This window comes from Rhodococcus globerulus NBRC 14531, from assembly GCF_001894805.1.
Classification (GTDB): Bacteria; Actinomycetota; Actinomycetes; order Mycobacteriales; family Mycobacteriaceae; genus Rhodococcus_F; species Rhodococcus_F globerula.
Window position 1 is genome coordinate 597413 of the sequence record NZ_BCWX01000001.1, and the last position, 19644, is coordinate 617056.

Here is a 19644-nt window from a genome sequence, read left to right on the forward strand (position 1 = left end):
GCTCCTAGCTCGATCATGACTTTGTCGGCGGTGGTTGCACCACCGACACCGCTCACCTGGCTGGGGAACAGTCGTCGGAATTGCAGACCACGATCCTAATGCGACGTCGGGTACAGACCGACAACTGCGACAACAACGAGCCGATTTCTGGACCGAAGGGTTTGATCGTGTGCTCTGGGCTAGACTTCTCCTTCGGTCACTGCAACAGCTCGGCTGCACAAGAGTGCGCGGATTCAGGCAGTACCAATGCGGCGGGACAACTGCTGCACGTCGACCGTAGGAGACAACGTCATGCCGGCAATCGTCCTGATCGGCGCCCAGTGGGGCGACGAAGGTAAGGGCAAAGCTACAGATCTACTGGGCGAGCAGCTTCAGTGGGTCGTGCGATACCAGGGCGGCAACAATGCCGGACACACCGTAGTTCTGCCGAACGGTGAAAAATTCGCACTGCACCTCATCCCGTCCGGAATCCTCACACCGGCCGTCACCAATGTCATCGGAAACGGCGTCGTGGTGGACCCGGGAGTGCTGCTCACCGAACTCGCGGGCCTGGAATCGCGCGGCGTGGACACGTCCCGCCTGCTGCTTTCCGCCGATGCGCACCTGATCATGCCGTACCACGTGGCCATCGACAAGGTCACCGAACGCTTCCTCGGTGCCAAGAAGATCGGCACCACCGGTCGCGGAATCGGCCCGTGCTACCAGGACAAGATCGCTCGCGTCGGCGTACGCGCAGCGGATGTCCTGGACGAGAAGATCCTGACCCAGAAGGTCGAGGCGGCACTCGAATTCAAGAACCAGGTGCTGGTCAAGATTTACAACCGCAAGGCTCTTGATCCCCAGCAGGTTGTCGAAGAAGTTCTGACGCAGGCGGAGGGCTTCAAGCACCGTATCTCGGACACGCGACTCGAACTCAACCTCGCTCTCGAGCGCGGCGAGACCGTCCTGCTCGAGGGTTCACAGGGAACGCTGCTCGACGTCGACCACGGCACGTACCCGTACGTGACGTCGTCCAACCCCACTTCCGGTGGAGCAGCGGTTGGTTCGGGCATCGGCCCCACCAAGATCACCACTGTTCTCGGAATCCTGAAGGCGTACACCACACGCGTCGGCTCGGGCCCGTTCCCGACGGAACTGTTCGACGAGTTCGGTGTGTACCTGGCCGACAAGGGCGGTGAGGTCGGTGTCACCACCGGTCGTGGCCGCCGCACCGGTTGGTTCGACGCCGTAATCGCCCGCTACGCAACGCGCGTCAACGGCATCACCGATTACTTCCTGACCAAGCTCGACGTGCTCAGCAGCCTCGAGACGGTACCGATTTGTGTTGCATACGACGTCGACGGTGTGCGTCACGACGAAATGCCGATGTCGCAGACCGACATTCACCACGCCAAGCCTATCTACGAAGAGATGCCGGGTTGGTCCGAGGACATCTCGAAGGCTCGCACGTTCGAGGAGCTTCCGCAGGCCGCGCAGAATTACGTGCTTCGACTCGAAGAGCTGTCGGGTGCGTTCATGTCCTGCATCGGTGTCGGCCCCGGCCGTGACGAGACGATCGTCCGCCGCGAGGTCATCCGCTAGGAATTGTTTGTCGAAATCCCCGTTCCTTTCAAGTAGGAGCGGGGATTTCGTGTTTCAGGCTCGCTTCGACAAGTATTCGGTGACCTTCGTCCAATCGGGAAACTTGGTGGTGCCGAACTTGATCCACTCGCCCTCGAACCTGTCTGCGCCGTTGGCTCCGCGATCGTCGACGAGGAAGTCGCCTCGGTTGAGGTGCTTGTGGTGCGAGAGGATCAAGCGCTTGTACGCGACGCTGCCTTCTTCCAATCCGAGGTGTTCCTGGACCCACAGGACCTTGTCGTGCCACGCGGTTGCGTTCTTCCAGGGCGCAGTCGACAGGATGTAGGTGTCGAACTGCCGCGCAAGTTGGTGGTACGCGTCGATCGCGCCGTCGAGGGGATCCATACGCGAGAAGATGTGTGGGGCTTCGTCGAGGTCGTTTTCGAATTTTCTTCGCACATTGTCGGTCAGGCGATCGATACCGGACTGGAAGTTGACCAGGGTGTTGTCGAGGTCGATGTAAAGAATCTTCTTGGATTCAGACTTCTTGGATTCAGGCATCTGTGCCTTTCTTCGAGCAGAAAGAGTCCAGTTTTATCGAACTGGACTGAGATCAGTGAATTCTTCCCCCTCATCACAATGGCACGGGGGTCCGACAGAGTTGTTCCCGGACCGTTCGCCGACCTTGCCGAAGATGCCGCCGAGCGGTGCTGCCAGGCGAAACTGTTCCACTCGAATGTATGTACCTTCACCTTCTGCTGGCGCAAAAAAGTACACGACGGCCACAAAGAGTCCGATGCCGATAAGCGTTGCGAAGGTAGTCATAAGCCCATCATCAGGTCCACTGGTATTGAATTACATAGCCAAGTACTCGATACTGGACCGCATGATGACTCGAGTTCTCGGTGCCCGTTCCCTTGCGCGTGATCTCGGGTCCTGGCAGGAGGAATCGGGACGACGGCCCGCCTACCGCGCACTGGCCGACGGTATTCGCTTACTCGTGCACGACGGGCGCGTTCCGCTGGGCGTGGCTCTGCCGAGTGAGCGTGAACTCGCAACCGCGCTCGAACTGAGCCGCACCACGATCACGTCGTCGTACTCGGTTCTGCGGGACGAGGGCTATCTGATCAGCCGTCAGGGTTCGCGCAGCACCGTGGCGTTGCCTGCCGGTGCGCGGCCGAACGGCTTGATGTTCCGCCAGCACCAACCCGGCCCGAGCGGTGCCGTCGTCGATCTCAGTTATGCCGCGATGGCCGCCCCGGCCGAGCAGGTGCAACAGGCGTATGCGTCTGCGCTGGAGTCACTTCCGCAGTTCCTGCCCACGCACGGCATGGAGCCGATCGGCATCGCAGAACTGCGGGACGTCATCGCGCGTCGTTACACCGCACGCGGCTTGCCTACGACGCCCGAGCAGATCATGGTGACCTCCGGCGCGCAGCACGCTTTACGGTTGTTGTTGTCGGTGCTCACCTCTCCCGGTGAACGGGTGCTGGTGGATCACCCCACGTATCCCAATGCGCTGGAAGCGATTCGGCGCAACGGGGCCAGGCCCGTTCCGGTTCCGGTGCGTCCGGAGTTTGCCGCCGCCGGAGCCTGGGACCTCGACGGAATCCGCAGTGCTGCAAGGCAAACCGCTGCCCGTATGGCCTACCTGATTCCGGACTTCCACAATCCGACGGGTCTGTGCATGGATTCCGCAGGGCGCGCGGAGCTTGCCAAGATCGCCCACGAGACCCGGATGACGCTTGTCGTCGACGAGACCATGGTGGACCTGTGGCTCGATGCGCCGCCGCCCGCGCCGGTGGCAGCGCACGGACGCGGCGCCGCCAAGACGGATGTCGTAACCCTCGGTTCCACCGCGAAGTCACTGTGGGGCGGCTTGCGCGTCGGCTGGATTCGGGCCGACCCCGCACTGATCACCCAGCTGGTGGGCGCTCGCGCGGCTGTCGACCTCGGTACCCCGGTCATGGATCAGCTTGCCGCGGCATACCTCCTCGCCGACGACCACTCGCTGCTCGACGAGCGTCGCGCGGTCCTGCGCGAGCAACGATCGGTTCTGCTCGACGCGGTAGCCGAGCGACTCCCGGACTGGAGTCCCACGATCGGCTCGGGCGGAATGTCGGTATGGATGCGCATGTCGGCACCCGTGTCGACTGCCTTGGCGGCGGTGGCGCCCAACTTCGGAGTGCTCCTCGCAGCCGGCCCGAGATTTGGCGTCGAAGGTGCTTTCGAGCGGTTCATCCGTGTGCCCTACGCACGTTCGTCGGAAGATCTGATCCGCGGAGTTGCGTCCATCGCCGCTGCATACGACACCCTTGCGACCGATCGGGACGCTGCAGACCAACGCCTCGTCGTCGTCTGAGCGGCTAGCCTGCGCTCGCGCGGGTACCCACCTGGAAACCAAGGTGAATCCAGGAGGTTTCGATGGCAACCGTCGAAGGGGTCAGTGCAGAGGGAGCCGGGGCAGAGGGAGCTGGGGCAGGGGGCGCCGGGGCAGAAGGCGTCAGCGAATCGGAGGCATTGGCGGAACGGATGTTCGCGGCCGCGATCGGCGCGGCAGAACTGCAAGCGGTCTACCTCGGAGATCGGCTGGGCTGGTATCGCGCGTTGGCTGACTTCGGGCCCCTCACGTCGACGGAACTGGCTGATCGGACGGCAACCGTGGAACGGTATGCCCGCGAATGGCTGGAACAGCAGGCTGTGGCCGGGTACTTGGACGTCAATACGGATGCCGACCGTCGATATACGTTGTCCGCAGCACACGCCGCAGTACTCGTAGATCCAGAGAGTCTGCTGTATGTGGCGCCGATGGCCCGATTGTTCGTGGCGACGACAACGTCGATGCCCAGACTGCTCGACGCGTATCGCCACGGCGGCGGGGTGACCTGGGAGTCCATGGGCGTTGACGCGCGCGAGGGGCAGGCGTTGCTGAACCGCCCGATGTTCCTGCGCCAGTTGTGCCAGGAGTTCTTGCCGATCATTCCCGATCTGCACACCACGTTGACCGACGGGGCGAAGGTCGCGGATCTCGGAATGGGGGAGGGATGGTCTTCGGTGGCACTGGCTATCGGATACCCGAAAGTCGAGGTTCACGGCTTCGACGTGGACGCGGCGTCTGTGGCTGCGGCGCGCCGGCATGCGAGCGACTACGGCGTCGACGACCGTGTGCATTTCTCGTTGGTCGATGTGGCCGGCCAAGCCCCTGAGCAGGAGCGGGTGGAATCGGGTACCTACGACGCTGTTTTTGCGTTCGAATGTCTGCACGACGTGCCGGACCCGGTCGGGTTTTTGTCCACCGCCCGGTCGATCGCGCGGCCCGGCGCACCGGTGATCGTCATGGACGAGCGCACAGCGAGTTCTTTCGATCCGAATGCCGGGCAGGTGGAGCAACTGCTCTACGGGTATTCGCTGACTTGCTGCCTGCCGGACAGTCTCTCCCACCCCGGAAGCGTCGGGACGGGAACGGTCATGCGTAAGTCGACACTCGAAAGTTTTGCCCTGGCAGCAGGTTTCGAGCGAGTGGATGTGCTGCCGATCGAGCACGAGTTCTTGCGGTTCTACCGATTGGGCTGACGCCCTGTGCGCCTTTGTGGTAGCCGGAACTACCAGAAAGGCGCACGGGGCTGAAGGCCCTAGGTCAACACAGAGCCGAAGGGCCTAGGTCCAGACCGTGTCGATATCCGTCGCCTCGCGCGCCGGCGGCGACGGAACGCTCGCCGGGGTGCGGGAGAAACGCGGCGCCGGTGCGTGCTGGGTGACGCCGTCGAGTTCGATGAGCGAGCCGCGCGCTGCGATGTGCTCGTTCGACGGTGCTTCCGCGAAGGTCAGTACCGGCGAGACGCACGCGTCGGTGCCGAGGAAGATCTTGGCCCACTCGTCGCGAGTCTTGGACAGGAACTTCTCCGTGAAGAGTGCCTTCATGTCGTCCCATTTGCTGGAATCCATCTGATGCGGAAGCGTCGACGGATCCAGTTCGAGGCCTTCGAGCAGCAGGGCGTAGAACTGCGGCTCGATGGAACCGACGGCCATGTACTTGCCGTCGGAGGTCTCGTAGGTGTCGTAGAACGGCGCACCGGTGTCGAGGAGGTTGACACCACGCTCGTCGGACCAGACGCCGCGGCCACGGAAGGCCCACATCATGTGTGAGAGGGCGAGGGTGCCGTCGACCATGGCCGCGTCGACTACCTGGCCTTTACCGGAGATCGAACGCTCGACCAGGGCGGACAGGATGCCGAAGATCAGGAACATGGAACCGCCACCGAAGTCGCCGACCATGTTGAGCGGCGGAACGGGACGCTCACCCTTGCGACCGATGGCGTTGAGGACGCCGGTGAGGGAGATGTAGTTGATGTCGTGGCCGGCGGCGCTCGCGAGGGGGCCTTCCTGGCCCCAGCCCGTCATACGCCCGAAGACGAGACGAGGGTTGCGCTCCAACAGCACGTCGGGTCCGAGCCCCATACGTTCCATGACGCCGGGACGGAAGCCTTCGATGACAACGTCGGCGCGATCGACCAGGTTCAGGACCTTCGCGACATCCTCGGGATCCTTGAGGTTGGCTTCGACGACACGACGGCCTCGCTTGATCTGGTCGGAGGCGTTGGCGTCCTGAGGAATCTGGCCTGCGCGTTGCACGATGACGATGTCGGCGCCCATGTCGGCGAGCAGAGTCGCTGCGTGCGGTCCCGGTCCCAATCCAGCGAATTCCACGATCCGAATGCCCGCGAGCGGGCCCTTCTTCTCCACAGTTTCTGCAGACACACGAACTCCCAATTCAGACGGCGACAACACTTCTGACCCGACGGTAACCTGTCGGATCGATCAGGTGTGCTCCGGGGCACGGTGTCTACGCAGGGAGGCGTCGGTCACTAGACGGCGGCGCCTTCGAACTGAGCGTTGTAGAGGCGGAAGTACGCTCCGCCGTGGGCGATGAGTTGATCGTGTGTGCCTTGCTCGACGATCTGGCCGGCCTCCATGACCACGATCAGATCCGCATTGCGAATCGTGGACAGACGGTGCGCGATGATGAAGCTCGTGCGACCGGCTCGCAGTGCCGACATAGCGTGCTGGACAAGCTGTTCCGTGCGAGTGTCGACCGAGCTGGTCGCCTCGTCGAGAATCAGCAGCGACGGCTCGGACAGGAAGGCGCGGGCGATGGTGATGAGCTGCTTCTCGCCCGAACTGATGTTGGACGCTTCCTCGTCGAGCACGGTGTCGTAGCCGTCGGGCAGGGTGTGGATGAAGCGGTCCGCGAACGCCGCCCGGGCTGCCGCTTGGATCTCGGCTTCGCTGGCACCGATGCGTCCGTATGCGATGTTTTCGCGGATGGTGCCGCCGAACAACCACGTGTCCTGCAGGACCATGCCGACGTGCGAGCGGAGGTCGGCGCGCCGCATGTGTGCGATGTCGACGTCGTCGATGGTGATCCGGCCGGAGTCGACTTCGTAGAACCTCATGATGAGGTTCACCAACGTGGTCTTGCCTGCGCCGGTGGGACCGACGATGGCGACGGTCTGTCCGGACTCGGCAGTGAGGTTGACGTTCTCGATGAGCGGGACGTCCTTGTCGTACCGGAACGAGACGTTCTCGAACACGACGGTGCCGACGGTGCGGTGACGGCCGGCCTGCTCGGGGAGGACGGGGTTCGCGATGTCCGGAGTCTGCTCGGGTTCGTCGAGCAGTTCGAAGACGCGTTCCGCCGACGCGGCCCCGGACTGCAGACTCGACGACATCGAGGCGATCTGGGTGAGCGGTGAGCTGAACTGGCGGGAGTAGACGATGAACGCCTGGACGTCGCCGAGGGACATGTTGCCGCTGGCCACCTTCAGGGCACCCACCACTGCGAGCAGTACGTAGGTGATGTTTCCGACGAAGTTCATGACGGGCATGATCAGGCTGGACAGGAACTGTGCGCCGAACGATGCGTCGAGAAGTTTCTTGTTCTGTACCGCGAATTCGCGCTCGGCCTCGATCTGATGCCCGTAGACGCGCACCAGATCGCGGCCGCTGTAGGTCTCTTCGATCTGCGCGTTGATCTTGCCGGTTTCTTCCCATTGCGCTTTGAACAGAACCTGCGCGCGCTTGGCGACACGGGCAACCAACACGACCGACACGGGAACGGCGATGAGTGCGATCAGTGAGAGCATCGGCGAGATGACGAACATCATGGTGAGGACGCCGACGACCGTCAGCACCGAGGTCAGCAGCGACGTCAGAGTTTGGGACAGGGTCGACGAGACGTTGTCGATGTCGTTGGTGACGCGGCTGAGAACTTCACCGCGAGGCGTCCTGTCGAAGTACGGCAACGGAAGTCGGTGAATCTTCGCTTCGACCTCCGCACGCAACTTGTAGATCGTTTTCTGCACGATGATGTTGAGCAGGAACGCCTCCACCCAGGCGAGCAGCGACGCCATCACGTACACACCGATGGCGATGAGGATGACCTTGCCGATGGCGTCGAAGTTCAGCCCGACGCCAGGGACGACGTCGGCAGAGTTCTGAACCAGGTCGGCGAACGTCGAATTACCGGATGCACGAATGGCTTCCGCGGCCTCGTCACGGCTGATGCCGGCCGGCAAACTCTTGCCGATGAATCCGGCGAAGATGAGGTCGGTGACGTGACCGAGGATCTTGGGTACCGCGACGGACAGCGAGATACTGCCGATCGTCGAGAGCACCACGACGAATACCGCGATCTTGTGCGGCTTCAACAGGCCCAACAGCCGTTTCATCGTGGCTTTGAACTGCTTGGGTTTGGTCGCGGGTGTGGTGGACGCGGGCTTCGGCGCCGGGGCATCGGGCTTGGGCTCGTCGCCGGGTGGCGGTTCGACAGGCGGTGGTCCGGATTGTTGCGGATCGTCCTGGGGTGGACCGTACAGGGGCTGACCGTACTGTGGCGCAGGTTCGGCAGGCCGCGCTGTGTCCGGCTCCGCGGGGATCTTGGCAAATACGACGGTAGGAGCGTCGTCGAAATACTGACGATTGCCCGGACCGAAATTTGGGCCTTGCGGAATGGTCATGCGCTCATCTCCGCGGGAATCTGGGAGGCCACGATCTCTTGGTACGTCGGGCAGTTGGCCAGCAGGAAGTTGTGGTCGCCGAGTCCGACGGGAGCGCCGTCTTCGAGGACCATGATCTGGTCGGCGTCGATGATCGAAGACACGCGTTGCGCGACGACGATGACGGTGCTGTTCGTCGTAATCGCGCGCAGCGCTGCGCGAACGGCCGCGTCGGTGTGCATGTCCAGGGCGGAGAAGGAATCGTCGAAAATGTAGATCCGCGGTCGGCGGACGACGGCTCGGGCGATGGCCAGGCGCTGCCGCTGGCCACCGGAGAGATTCGATCCACCTTGCGCTATCGGGGATTCCAGGCCCTGCGGAAGTTCCCGGACGAAGCCGTCGGCTTGCGCGACGGCGAGTGCAGCCCAGATGTCGTCGTCGGTGGCTGACGGATTTCCGTACCGGATGTTGGTGGCGACCGTGCCGGCGAACAGATAGGTCTTTTGTGGGACGTACCCGAAGTTGGTGAACAGTTCGTCCTGATCCCAGCCGCGGACGTCGAGCCCGTCGATCAGAACCGCGCCGGCTGTGACGTCGAAGAGCCGGGGGATGAGGGAGACGAGGGTGGATTTTCCGCTGCCGGTGCTGCCGACGATCGCGGTGACGGTCCCAGGTAGACAGCGCATCGTCACACCGCTCAGAACCGGAGTCTCGGCACCGGGGTAGCTGAATCCGGCTCCGCCGAACTCCACGACGCCGTAAGGGTTGGTGGGGCGCAGCGGTTGGGACGGTGCCGGGACCGATGGCTTCGTGTCGATCACTTCGGTGATGCGGTCGGCGCAGACGGCGGCCCGTGGAATCACGACGGCCAACATTGTTGCCATCACGACGGACATCAGAATTTGCATGACGTACGCGAGGAACGCGCTGATCTGACCGATCTGCATGTCACCGGTGTTCACGAGGTGGGCACCGAACCACATGACCGCAACGCCGGTCAGGTTCGCGATCAGCATGACCGTCGGGAGGAGAACGGCCTGGTATCGACCGATGAGCAGGGCCGTGTCCGCAAGTTCCTTGTTGGCCTGATCGAAGCGCATGGTTTCGTCGGGTTCGCGAACGAACGCGCGAATCACGCGCATACCGGTGAGCTGTTCACGCAGTGCGCGGTTGATCTTGTCGATGCGGGCCTGCATGGTCCGGAAGTGCGGAATGAGGCGGGCGACGACCACTGCGACGGTGATGCCGAGTAGTGGCACCGAAATGGTCAGGAGCCACGACATCTGCAGATTCTCGCGTAGCGCCATGACTATGCCGCCGATGCACATGAGTGGTGCGCTGACGAGCATCGACGACGTCAGCATCACCAGCGTCTGGATCTGGAGGACGTCGTTGGTATTTCTGGTGATCAGTGTCGGGGCGCCGAAACCGGAGAATTCACGGTCGGAGAAACTGCCGACGGCCTTGTAGACGGCGGCCCGGACGTCGTGACCGAATCCCATCGAGGACTTTGCCGCCAGATACGTCGACGCGACCGAGGCGATGATCGACGCCAACGAGACCATCAGCATGATTCCGCCGGTCGACATGATGAATCCGGTATCACCGCGGGCGACGCCGTCGTCGATGATTCGGGCATTCAGGGTCGGCAGGATCAGCGACGCAATGGCACCGAAAAGTTGCAGCGCCAATACTCCTGCGAGCAACCAGCGGTACGGCGGCAGGTACGCCTTGAGCAGTTTTGCTAACACGGCGATCCCGATCTGGTTGCCACGCGTTCAGGATTGATCACATGCACACGGTATGACAGATCGCGGTCGGTGCGGGCACCGACTCTTACCTTTGCGGCCTTTTGTCCCAATCAATTGTGATGTCGATCACATTTGAATTTGAAGTTGAGTTCGAGTCACATGTCTTGATCTGGGGCTTTACAGATCACCGCGAACTGTCACGCGAGTCTTTGTCCTTAAACAAACTGGACGTATGTATTTCTCCTGACTACAAAGGCTCTCGGCGGTTCAAATGTGCGCCACGTCATAAATCTCACGCAAGGAGTTCAGTTATGGGTTCGGTCGAAAACCTTCTCGAGGCAAACGGTATGGGCTGGAGTCTGCTCAAGCTCCTTCCGCTGGTGAACATGCTCAAGACCATCCAGGGCCTCGATTCCGCCAGCTCGAACTCCTGACGTTCGCGCGCACGGCAATCTTTCGTAACGACACAGGAGTAGTCACATGACCTCGATCCAGAATCTCGACGCCTTCCTCAAAAGCGTTCTCGCTTTGGTGACCAAGCTGAACGCCGGATCGGCAGATTCTTCGGGTTCGACCGGTTCGGCTGCCGAGTAATTTCTCCAGCCTTTCCGATTCATCAACTGCATTTCTGAGAAAAGAGGAACCGACATGGGTTCGCAAGAAGAATTCAGCGCCGTTATCAAGAACCTCTTCCCGGTTCTCAAGGACCTGCTCACGGCTATCGGCGGTGGCTCGCTCACTCCGGGAACCGGCTCGGCCGCTGAGAAGTAGGTCTGAGAAGTAAGTCCCGTTTGCCCGAAAGTGTGTCTCGCAATTGACTGCGAGCCGCACTTTCTGCATTTCTGCTGTGATGCACATCACAATTTGTACTCTAATTGGCGTTGGATTACCGTCTTGATCTGCAGTTTTGATGACAGGTGTTACTTCGAGTCCTTGGTGGTAGCCACGCGGTAGCTAGACAAGTGCGTTTCTGCGGTCTATAAATGCTCTCAGCGCTTGTTAGTGCGCTGCATCACAGCACGGGATGTCGCAGGGGGCGACCGCATATTTCACCCCTGTGGCATGAGTTCCCAGACTGTTTCGGTCACCGCCTGCGGCCGAACCGTCGCTGAACATTTCACATCACCTCTACGCACCAGGAGAACTCCTATGTTCGGATCACTCAGCGCACTCGGACCTCTGCTCACAGCACTCGGCGTTTTCCTCAAGTCGGTCGACGCCTCTTCGCTCGAGGGCGACTCGGGATCCTCGGGATCCAGCGGATCTGCTGAATAAGACCAACCGCTAACAAGACCTATCAGGTGCCGAGTCCTCGGTACTGTGATGGTCGGTCACTTCGCATTGCCCTCTGACCGCGTCATCGGTCAGGGGGCAATGTGGTCTGAACGTGACGATAAGATTTGGCAGTCGCCCGATACACCTTTTCTGGAGCGACGGTGAGGTGACGAATGACAAGGATGGGCCGAGTAACGCGGCTGCTGGTTGTCTTTGTCGTTGTCCTGCTTGCCGCGCTCATCGGAATTCTCACGCGGCCGCCCGGACTGCTCGCCACGTTCTGGTGCGCCAATGCGTTGTTACTGGGAATGATGGTGCGGTGGCCGATTCTGATCGAGTGGCCCACGTGGATTGCCGCCGGCGTCGCTTATGTGAGCGCTGATCTACTGACCGGCAACACGCTCTCGATGGCAATTCAGTTGAACGGTGCAAACCTGGTCGGGGTCACCGTTGGTGTGTTGTTGCTCGACTACCTCAAACGCACCCCGTTCCGCTTGGTCGACTCAACGTCTCTGATGTGGATGGTTGTCGTCGCCGGACTCAGTGCCTGCGCTACCGCGGCAACAGCTGGGCTGATGGATTGGGTCTTTCGAGGTGAGTCGTTTGCCGACACGCTTGTTCACTGGGGCAGTACGGAGTTCATGGCCTATCTGCTGGTGTTGCCTCTGATTCTGTCCATGACCATTCCGTCCAGCATTGCGGAGATCCGTAGCAAGACGACTGTACGGGCAGTTCTCGCCATGACAGTCCCGTTGCTCGCTACCGCCGCCTGCATGCCGATCGCGCTCAGCATCGAGGGGCCGATTGCCCTTCTCCTGCCCATCCCCGCGCTGTTGTGGTGCGCTACCCGGATTTCGGTTCCGAGTACTGCGTTGGTTTCGGCAGTGTGGTCGGTGTGGTCGCTCATGATGGCCGACGCCGGCAGGCTGGCTCTCGGGGAACAGAGTGGCGCAAACGTGAACGAGGCGGTGATCACGTCGATAGCGGTCACTCTGGTTGCGTTGGGCCCCATCGCTGTGGCGTGTGCGACGCAGGAGCGTCGGGCTGCCGAGCGTGAGCTGTTCCGCGCAGTCGAATACGACTCTCTCACCGGAGTCCTCTCGCGCGGGCCTTTCCTGCGTCAGGCCGAAGAACGACTCCAACAGGCAACGCAGACGGCGTTGCCTATCGGATTGCTGATGCTCGATCTCGACCACTTCAAAGCCGTCAACGACACATACGGGCACATGGTCGGCGACAGTGTTCTCGCCGATTTCGGTGCCCGGATGGCAGAACGCGTCTCCGATACCGATCTGGTCGGTCGACTCGGCGGTGAGGAGTTCGCGGTCTTGCTCACCGGTTCCAGTTTCGCCCGTGCGACCGAAGTCGCCGAAGAGATCCGACATGCTCAGGTCCACGACTCGGCACGATCCGGGCATGACAGCACCGTCAGTATCGGACTCGCTTGGACAGATGACGCGACACCCACCTTGGCGTCGCTGATGGTCGCCGCCGACGCAGCCCTGTACGAAGCCAAGCATGCAGGCCGAAATGTCGTGAAAGCCCAGAACGTTAGTGACATCGTGAGTGGCGTCGTGTCTGAGCGGATCAGCAGAACCGCGTGAGTTCCGCCATCGCGTCCTCTGGACACGCTGACCTGCATCGGGATTGGCATATAGTCGCAGCCATGCAGCCTGATTCAACGCCGTCGGACCTTTCGGCGCCCTCGGACCCTTCCTCGCTTCCACTCCGATTCGGCACTCCGCTCGCCGAGAACGCGATCAGAGTGATGATGTTGGGATCGGGTGAACTGGGCAAGGAAGTTGTCATCGCGTTGCAGCGATTGGGCGTCGAGGTTATTGCAGTGGATCGGTACCCGGACGCACCCGGGCACCAGGTTGCGCACCGGGCTCACACCGTCGACATGACCGATCGCGATGCACTGCTGGCCGTGATCGAACTGGAGAAGCCACATTTTGTGGTGCCCGAGATCGAGGCAATCGCGACCGACGCGCTGGCCGTCGTCGAAGCGCGGGGTGAGACCGTAGTCATTCCGACGGCCAGGGCAACACAGCTGACCATGAACCGCGAAGGTATCCGGCGGCTTGCAGCCGAGGAACTGGGCTTGCCCACCTCGCCGTATGCATTCGCGAATTCACTCGACGAGGTTCGGGCTGCCACCGAACTCACCGGATTTCCGTGCGTGATCAAGCCCGTCATGTCGTCCTCCGGCAAAGGGCAGTCGACAGTGCGCACTGCCGACGAACTCGAGTCAGCGTGGGATTACGCGATGGCCGGTGGGCGCGTCAATCACGGCCGGGTCATCGTAGAGGGCTTTGTCGATTTCGATTACGAGATAACACAATTGACGGTCCGGGCCGTGGGCAGTGGCGGCGAGGTCGAGACGTCGTTCTGTGAACCCATCGGTCACCTGCAGCAGTCGGGCGATTACGTCGAATCGTGGCAACCACAGCAGATGTCGGCGCTCGCCCTCGCGGCCGCTCGCGAGGTCTCCGAGAAGGTCACGTCCGCGCTTGGCGGTCGCGGAATCTTCGGTGTCGAGTTGTTCGTCAAGGGCGACAACGTGTACTTCTCCGAGGTGAGCCCACGTCCACATGACACCGGACTGGTCACGCTGCGCACACAGCGGCTCTCCGAATTCGAATTGCACGCCCGCGCCATCCTGGGGCTCCCCGTCGACACGACGCTCACCTCACCTGGTGCTTCAGCCGTCATCTACGGCGGCGTCGAAGCGCAGGCAATCGGATTCGACGGCGTCGCAGAGGCTCTCGCGGTGCCCGAGACCGACATTCGGTTGTTCGGCAAGCCGGAAAGTTTCACGCGTCGACGGATGGGCGTTGCCGTCTCCACTGCCGCAGATGTCGAGACGGCTCGCTCCCGTGCACGCGAGGCGGCGTCGAAGGTTCGCCCCGTCGGATGAGTCCGGCTGCGGAATTTGTTGTCGGGCTGGCAATTCTGATCGGCCTGATCGGGGTGGTTGTGCCGATCATTCCGGGAACGCTGCTCATCTTGGCAGCAATTCTGGTGTGGGCGTTGATGACCGGTGGCGCGACCGCGTGGACGGTGTTCGCGTTGGCCGCGCTGGCTCTCGTGATCACGGGCGTCGTGAAGTACACGTGGCCCGGTCAGCGAATGCGTGCCGGGGGAGTGCCAAACCGCTCTGTCATGGTGGGCGGGCTTGTCGGCATCATCGGATTCTTTGTCGTTCCGGTGGTGGGGCTGTTTCTGGGATTCATCGTGGGAACGTATGTCGCAGAACTCGTGCGCTTGCGCAACGTCAACATCGCGTGGGCGTCGACGCTTCACGCGGTGAAAGCTGTGGGGTTGTCCATGGTGGTGGAGTTGTTCGGTGCGTTGATCGCGGCCGGGCTCTGGTTGGGCGCAGTCGTTTTCGTGTGAGCAGATTTCAGGAGTGAGCAGCATTTCGGGCGTGAGCGCTGGCTCGTTCACACCGATACCAGGAGCGGGCGTTGCCACCCATCACGGCCGGAAGATCGTCCCCGACGGCGTCGGCGATCACGTCGAGATCGTGGATCTCGAAGGCCCGGCGGGCGCGGGTGCCTGGCAGGTCGGTGCCGAACATCAGTGCCTGGGGATTGACAGCGTGGATTTGACGGAGCACGTCGCCGACGTCGGAAATGGTGGTGCGTCCGAATCCGGTGGCTTTGACTCGGACTCCGCGGTCCACGAGGTTGAGGAGATACGGCAGGCCGCGCGTCGACATGCCCAGGTGGTCGATCGACACGGCCGGAAGCTTCGCGAAAACTGGTTCGAGCGAGAGAAGTAGTGTCGCGTCGACGTAGAACTCGGCGTGCCAGCCGGCCAAATCGAAAGCCCGGTTTGCCAGGTCCGCGAGTTGACGCAGATCTGTTGCGCCGCGTCGGAGATTGAATCGGACTGCGCGAACACCGAGTGCGTCGAGGTCGACTATCTCTTTGTCGGTGACGTCGTCACCGAGTGCCGTGACGCCAACCCAGCCGGGGCCGAGTTCCGCGAGTGCCGTTTTGAGGTACTCCTGATCAGTGCCTTGATACGACGCCGTCACCACTGCTCCACCGTCCACACTCAGCCCCTCGAGAGTCGCCACCCTGGACCGGTAATCGGGGACGGTGAACGGCTCGGGCAGGTAACCGTGATTCTCGACCAGCGGAAAGCGCGGGTCGATGATGTGAACATGGGCGTCAAACACGTCATTCATTTTGCACGCTGTCAATATGACCTCGAACAGACGACCGGCCCGATGTGACCTGGATCGCTACGTGGTGAATTTCGGTCATATCGGGCCGGTCTGTCTGTGATGCCTGTGGTTATGCCTTCTCGGGCTCCGAGGCTTTCAGCATGTCGTGACGCTCGACGACCTTGATGCGCTCGCGGCCTTCGGGTTCGCCGAGGCTGCGCTCGTGTGCGTCGAGGCGGTACCAGCCCTGCCACGTCGTGTACGGCACCTGCTTGCCTTCGAGGAATTCGATGACGGCGTTCTCGTCGGGGTGTGCGGCGCCGGTGAAGTTGGCCGAGTCCTCGAGGAGGTTCGCGACGGTTTCGTTGGCGTCACCCTTGGTGTGGCCGATGAGGCCGACGGGGCCGCGCTTGATCCAGCCGGTGACGTAGGTGGCCGGCATGAACCGGGCTGCGCCTTCGGCGGTGTCGTCGGCGACGACGCGTCCGGCGTCGTTGGGGACGGTGCCGGCCTGGTCGTCGAACGGCAGCTGCGTGACGTTCTGTGACAGGTAGCCGACGGCGCGGTACACGGCCTGAACATCCCAGTCCTTGTAGGTGCCGGTGCCCTTGACGTTGCCGGTGCCGTCGAGTGCGGTGCGCTCGGTGCGCAGGCCTACTACCTTGCCGTCTTCACCGAGAACCTCGGTGGGGGATTCGAAGAAGTGCAGGAACAGCTTGTGCGGGCGGTTTCCGACGTCGCGGATTGCCCAGTCCTGCAGTGTGTTCGCGACCATGTCGACCTGCTTGGAGTTGCGGCGAGCCTGCTCGGAGCCCTCATCGTAGTCGATGTCCTCGGGGTCGACGATGACCTCGATGGTCGGGGAATGGTCGAGCTCACGCAGTTCGAGAGGGGTGAACTTGGCCTGCGCGGGGCCGCGTCGTCCGAAGACGTGGACCTCGATGGCCTTGTTGTTCTTGAGGCCCTCGTAGACGTTGGCGGGGATCTCCGTTGGGAGCAGTTCGTCGCCGGTCTTCGCGAGGACGCGGGCGATGTCGAGGGCGACGTTGCCGACGCCGAGGACGGCGACCTTCTCTGCGGTGAGGGGCCATTCGCGGGGGACGTCGGGGTGGCCGTCGTACCAGGAGACGAAGTCGGCGGCGCCGTAGCTGCCGTCGAGGTCGATGCCCGGGATGCCGAGGGCGCGGTCGGCATTGGCGCCGGTGGAGAAGATGACGGCGTCGTAGAACGACTGGAGGTCGTCGAGGGTGATGTCGGTGCCGTAGTCGATGTTGCCGAGGAGGCGGACCTGCGGCTTGTCGAGGACCTTGTGCAGGGCGGTGATGATGCCCTTGATGCGCGGGTGATCAGGTGCGACGCCGTAGCGGATGAGACCGAAGGGCGCTGGCATGCGCTCGAAGAGGTCGATGCTGACACCGCGGCCGGAGACTGCGGTATCGGACTTCATGAGGGCATCGGCGGCGTAGATGCCGGCGGGGCCGGCGCCGACGATCGCGACCCGGAGTGGGCGGTTGGAGTCAGTCATCGTAAAGACAGCTACCTTCTTCGAAGTTCGGACAACGTATCGACAAGTATCCAATTTAGCCGAACCTAAGCACCGTGGAGTGTTTGCGGTTCGACCCGGTTCACACTTTCACCCCAACGGGCGTCGGTAAACCGTTTCTTTCTTTCAATTCTCCTGCAAGTGCGGTTCGAAGCGGTAGGGGTCCACTACTTGACGGGCCACAAGCTGAGCTTGTGGGGGAGTATTGGTTTCATGAATGACCAGCGCGACGATTCCGGCAATTCCGAAAGCAAGACAGCATCGGCCGGGCCGTTCATCCTGGCAGTGGCAATTGTCGCGCTGATCCTCGGCGGAATCTTCATTTCGTCCTGGATGTCCCCGGCTGAGGAAAACGTCAGCGAAGAGGACCGCATCAGCCGTGTGGTCGCGGACTACGTCGCAGCTCACAACGAGAACGACAACAAGACGCTCCAGAGCCTTACCTGCACAAACTTCGATCCGGAGACCGGACCACTCGCCGATACCGAAGGTGACGTCGAGATGCAGGGCATCAACGAATCTGTGGTCAGCGGCGACCGCGCGACTGTCGATGTTCGGCTCTCCGGTGGCGGCCAGGATCAGCGCGTCGAGGTCTGGACACTCACCCGCGACGGCGAAGGCTGGGATATCTGCACCTGATCGCCCGCACAATCCGGTCTTGTGAAAACATGGACAACGTGAGTTACGCAGGCGATCTGACGCCGGAGCAAGCCTGGGAGCTGCTCCGCGAAAACCCCGAGGCAGTGCTCGTCGACGTGCGCACCGACGCAGAGTGGAAGTACGTCGGTATCCCCGACGTCACGTCCCTCGGCAACTCGGCTGTGCAGATCGAATGGGTGAGCTACCCCAACGGCGCACGCAACGACAACTTCGTCGACGAGTTGAAGGAATCCGGTGTTGTTCCCGGCTCCGGGAAACCCGTGATCTTCCTGTGTCGATCCGGTCAGCGATCGATCGGGGCCGCAGAAAGTGCGACAGCGGCGGGCATCGGTCCGTCGTACAACGTGCTCGACGGGTTCGAAGGCGGTTTGGATGCCGACGGACATCGTGGAGTTGTAGGTTGGCGGGCCATCGGCCTGCCGTGGAGGCAGCAGTGAGCGGAATTCCCCAGGGCGGCGCATTTCAACGAGCGTTGCCGGACGACGTAGGTCTTGGCACGCTCGGTGTCCGCGGCGGATTGATGCGAACGGGCTTCGAGGAAACCTCCGAAGCACTGTTCCTCAACTCCGGATTTGTCTACGAGAGTGCAGAAGCCGCCGAACAAGCCTTTACCGGCGAAGTAGACCATTTTGTCTACTCCCGCTACGGCAATCCGACGGTCAAGATGTTCGAAGAGCGTCTGCGCCTCATCGAAGGCGCAGAGGCGTGCTTTGCGACGGCCAGCGGAATGTCCGCCGTATTCACGGCGTTGGGCGCACTGCTGGGCAACGGTGACCGATTGGTCGCTGCTCGCAGCCTCTTCGGTTCCTGCTTTGTCGTGTGCAACGAAATCCTCCCGCGCTGGGGAGTCGAGGTTGTTTTTGTCGACGGTGAAGACAATGCGCAGTGGGAAGAAGCGCTGTCGGTACCGACCACGGCAGTATTCTTCGAGACACCGTCCAACCCCATGCAATCTTTGGTGGACGTACGACGCGTATCCGAACTCGCTCATGCCGCCGGTGCAAAGGTAGTCCTGGACAACGTCTTTGCGACGCCGCTCCTGCAGCGAAGCTTGGACTTGGGCGCCGACGTCGTGGTGTACTCCGGCACCAAGCACATCGACGGTCAGGGCCGCGTCCTCGGTGGTGCGATCCTCGGAACCGAGGAGTACATCAGCGGTCCCGTTCGGGAACTGATGCGGCACACCGGACCTGCGCTCAGCCCGTTCAACGCCTGGACGTTGCTCAAGGGCCTCGAGACCATGCCGGTTCGTATCCGGCACTCTGTGGCGTCGGCCCTCGAGATCGCCGAATTCCTCGAAGCGCACCCGGGCGTCAAGTGGGTCAAGTATCCGTACCTGACTTCGCACCCGCAGCATGAACTTGCGAAGGCTCAAATGAGCGGCGGCGGAACAGTTGTCACGTTCGAGCTCAATGCGCCTGACGGTGAGGGCAAGAAGCGGGCGTTCGAGGTTCTCAACGGCCTGCGCGTCATCGACATCTCCAACAACTTGGGTGACTCCAAGTCGTTGATCACCCACCCCGCGACCACGACGCACCGGGCCATGGGACCGGAAGGTCGTGCAGCAGTGGGTCTTACAGATGGCGTGGTGCGTTTGTCCGTCGGGCTCGAAGACGCCGTCGATCTGTTGGCTGATCTGAAGCGAGCCCTCGGGTAGTTGTCGACGCAATACCGAATCGCTCT

General features: G+C 62.0%; 18 protein-coding genes. 12 read left to right on the plus strand and 6 right to left on the minus strand.

Features of this window, described 5'->3' with window-relative positions; all coding sequences use genetic code 11:
• The first annotated feature begins 291 nt into the window (after window positions 1-291).
• A complete protein-coding gene (locus tag RG2_RS02560) occupies window positions 292-1581 on the plus strand; it encodes an adenylosuccinate synthase (RefSeq protein WP_033235650.1) in 1290 nt (429 codons plus the stop codon).
• 54 nt (window positions 1582-1635) lie between these two features.
• Here the strand turns inward: RG2_RS02560 and RG2_RS02565 are convergent, their stop codons facing one another.
• Entirely contained in the window at window positions 1636-2121 is a 486-nt protein-coding gene (locus tag RG2_RS02565; RefSeq protein WP_033235649.1) for a 5' nucleotidase, NT5C type, read from the minus strand.
• Window positions 2122-2446: 325 nt separating this feature from the next.
• On the opposite strand from RG2_RS02565, the gene yczR reads away from it, so the two are divergent.
• On the plus strand, window positions 2447-3922 hold the full coding sequence (gene yczR, locus RG2_RS02575) for a MocR-like transcription factor YczR (protein WP_033235647.1): 1476 nt from the start codon (window positions 2447-2449) through the stop codon (window positions 3920-3922).
• A 170-nt stretch (window positions 3923-4092) separates the two neighbouring features.
• Complete coding sequence (locus tag RG2_RS02580) at window positions 4093-5133, plus strand: class I SAM-dependent methyltransferase (RefSeq protein ID WP_045066600.1); 1041 nt, start codon at window positions 4093-4095, stop codon at window positions 5131-5133.
• 84 nt (window positions 5134-5217) lie between these two features.
• Here the strand turns inward: RG2_RS02580 and RG2_RS02585 are convergent, their stop codons facing one another.
• The 3 genes from RG2_RS02585 to RG2_RS02595 all read right to left on the minus strand — a co-directional run bounded on the left by RG2_RS02585 (window position 5218) and on the right by RG2_RS02595 (window position 10306).
• Window positions 5218-6318 (minus strand): CaiB/BaiF CoA transferase family protein, encoded by a 1101-nt coding sequence (locus RG2_RS02585; RefSeq protein ID WP_033235812.1) that lies wholly within the window; start codon window positions 6316-6318, stop codon window positions 5218-5220.
• 107 nt (window positions 6319-6425) lie between these two features.
• Window positions 6426-8576: an ABC transporter ATP-binding protein gene (locus RG2_RS02590; RefSeq protein ID WP_033235646.1), complete on the minus strand. Its 2151-nt coding sequence runs from the start codon at window positions 8574-8576 to the stop codon at window positions 6426-6428.
• Window positions 8573-10306: an ABC transporter ATP-binding protein gene (locus RG2_RS02595; RefSeq protein ID WP_033235645.1), complete on the minus strand. Its 1734-nt coding sequence runs from the start codon at window positions 10304-10306 to the stop codon at window positions 8573-8575. Before RG2_RS02595 ends, RG2_RS02590 begins: the two co-directional genes overlap by 4 nt.
• A 311-nt stretch (window positions 10307-10617) precedes the next feature.
• On the opposite strand from RG2_RS02595, the gene RG2_RS32180 reads away from it, so the two are divergent.
• From RG2_RS32180 to RG2_RS02610, 6 genes are all read left to right on the plus strand, one after another.
• Complete coding sequence (locus tag RG2_RS32180) at window positions 10618-10740, plus strand: hypothetical protein (RefSeq protein ID WP_255285212.1); 123 nt, start codon at window positions 10618-10620, stop codon at window positions 10738-10740.
• Between the two features lie 214 nt (window positions 10741-10954).
• Window positions 10955-11077: a hypothetical protein gene (locus RG2_RS32185; RefSeq protein ID WP_255285213.1), complete on the plus strand. Its 123-nt coding sequence runs from the start codon at window positions 10955-10957 to the stop codon at window positions 11075-11077.
• A 378-nt stretch (window positions 11078-11455) separates the two neighbouring features.
• Window positions 11456-11581 (plus strand): hypothetical protein, encoded by a 126-nt coding sequence (locus tag RG2_RS32190; RefSeq protein ID WP_255285214.1) that lies wholly within the window; start codon window positions 11456-11458, stop codon window positions 11579-11581.
• Window positions 11582-11754: 173 nt separating this feature from the next.
• Entirely contained in the window at window positions 11755-13185 is a 1431-nt protein-coding gene (locus tag RG2_RS02600; RefSeq protein ID WP_072782281.1) for a GGDEF domain-containing protein, read from the plus strand.
• Between the two features lie 62 nt (window positions 13186-13247).
• Complete coding sequence (gene purT / locus RG2_RS02605) at window positions 13248-14501, plus strand: formate-dependent phosphoribosylglycinamide formyltransferase (protein ID WP_033235810.1); 1254 nt, start codon at window positions 13248-13250, stop codon at window positions 14499-14501.
• Window positions 14498-14980 (plus strand): DUF456 domain-containing protein, encoded by a 483-nt coding sequence (locus RG2_RS02610; RefSeq protein ID WP_033235644.1) that lies wholly within the window; start codon window positions 14498-14500, stop codon window positions 14978-14980. Before purT ends, RG2_RS02610 begins: the two co-directional genes overlap by 4 nt.
• A 7-nt stretch (window positions 14981-14987) precedes the next feature.
• Here the strand turns inward: RG2_RS02610 and RG2_RS02615 are convergent, their stop codons facing one another.
• Both RG2_RS02615 and RG2_RS02620 read right to left on the minus strand, forming a co-directional pair.
• Complete coding sequence (locus tag RG2_RS02615) at window positions 14988-15770, minus strand: amidohydrolase family protein (RefSeq protein ID WP_033235809.1); 783 nt, start codon at window positions 15768-15770, stop codon at window positions 14988-14990.
• A 118-nt stretch (window positions 15771-15888) separates the two neighbouring features.
• Entirely contained in the window at window positions 15889-17283 is a 1395-nt protein-coding gene (locus tag RG2_RS02620) for an FAD-dependent oxidoreductase (RefSeq protein WP_033235643.1), read from the minus strand.
• A gap of 231 nt (window positions 17284-17514) precedes the next feature.
• Here RG2_RS02620 and RG2_RS02625 point away from each other — a divergent pair, with 231 nt between their 5' ends.
• From RG2_RS02625 to RG2_RS02635, 3 genes are read left to right on the plus strand one after another with little or no spacing between them, the layout of a single operon-like run.
• Entirely contained in the window at window positions 17515-17940 is a 426-nt protein-coding gene (locus RG2_RS02625; protein WP_033235642.1) for an Rv0361 family membrane protein, read from the plus strand.
• Between the two features lie 38 nt (window positions 17941-17978).
• The gene (locus RG2_RS02630; RefSeq protein WP_033235808.1) at window positions 17979-18398 is read left to right on the plus strand and encodes a rhodanese-like domain-containing protein; all 420 of its coding nucleotides are present in this window, start codon (window positions 17979-17981) and stop codon (window positions 18396-18398) included.
• On the plus strand, window positions 18395-19618 hold the full coding sequence (locus tag RG2_RS02635; RefSeq protein ID WP_174557324.1) for an O-succinylhomoserine sulfhydrylase: 1224 nt from the start codon (window positions 18395-18397) through the stop codon (window positions 19616-19618). Before RG2_RS02630 ends, RG2_RS02635 begins: the two co-directional genes overlap by 4 nt.
• Window positions 19619-19644 lie beyond the last annotated feature (26 nt).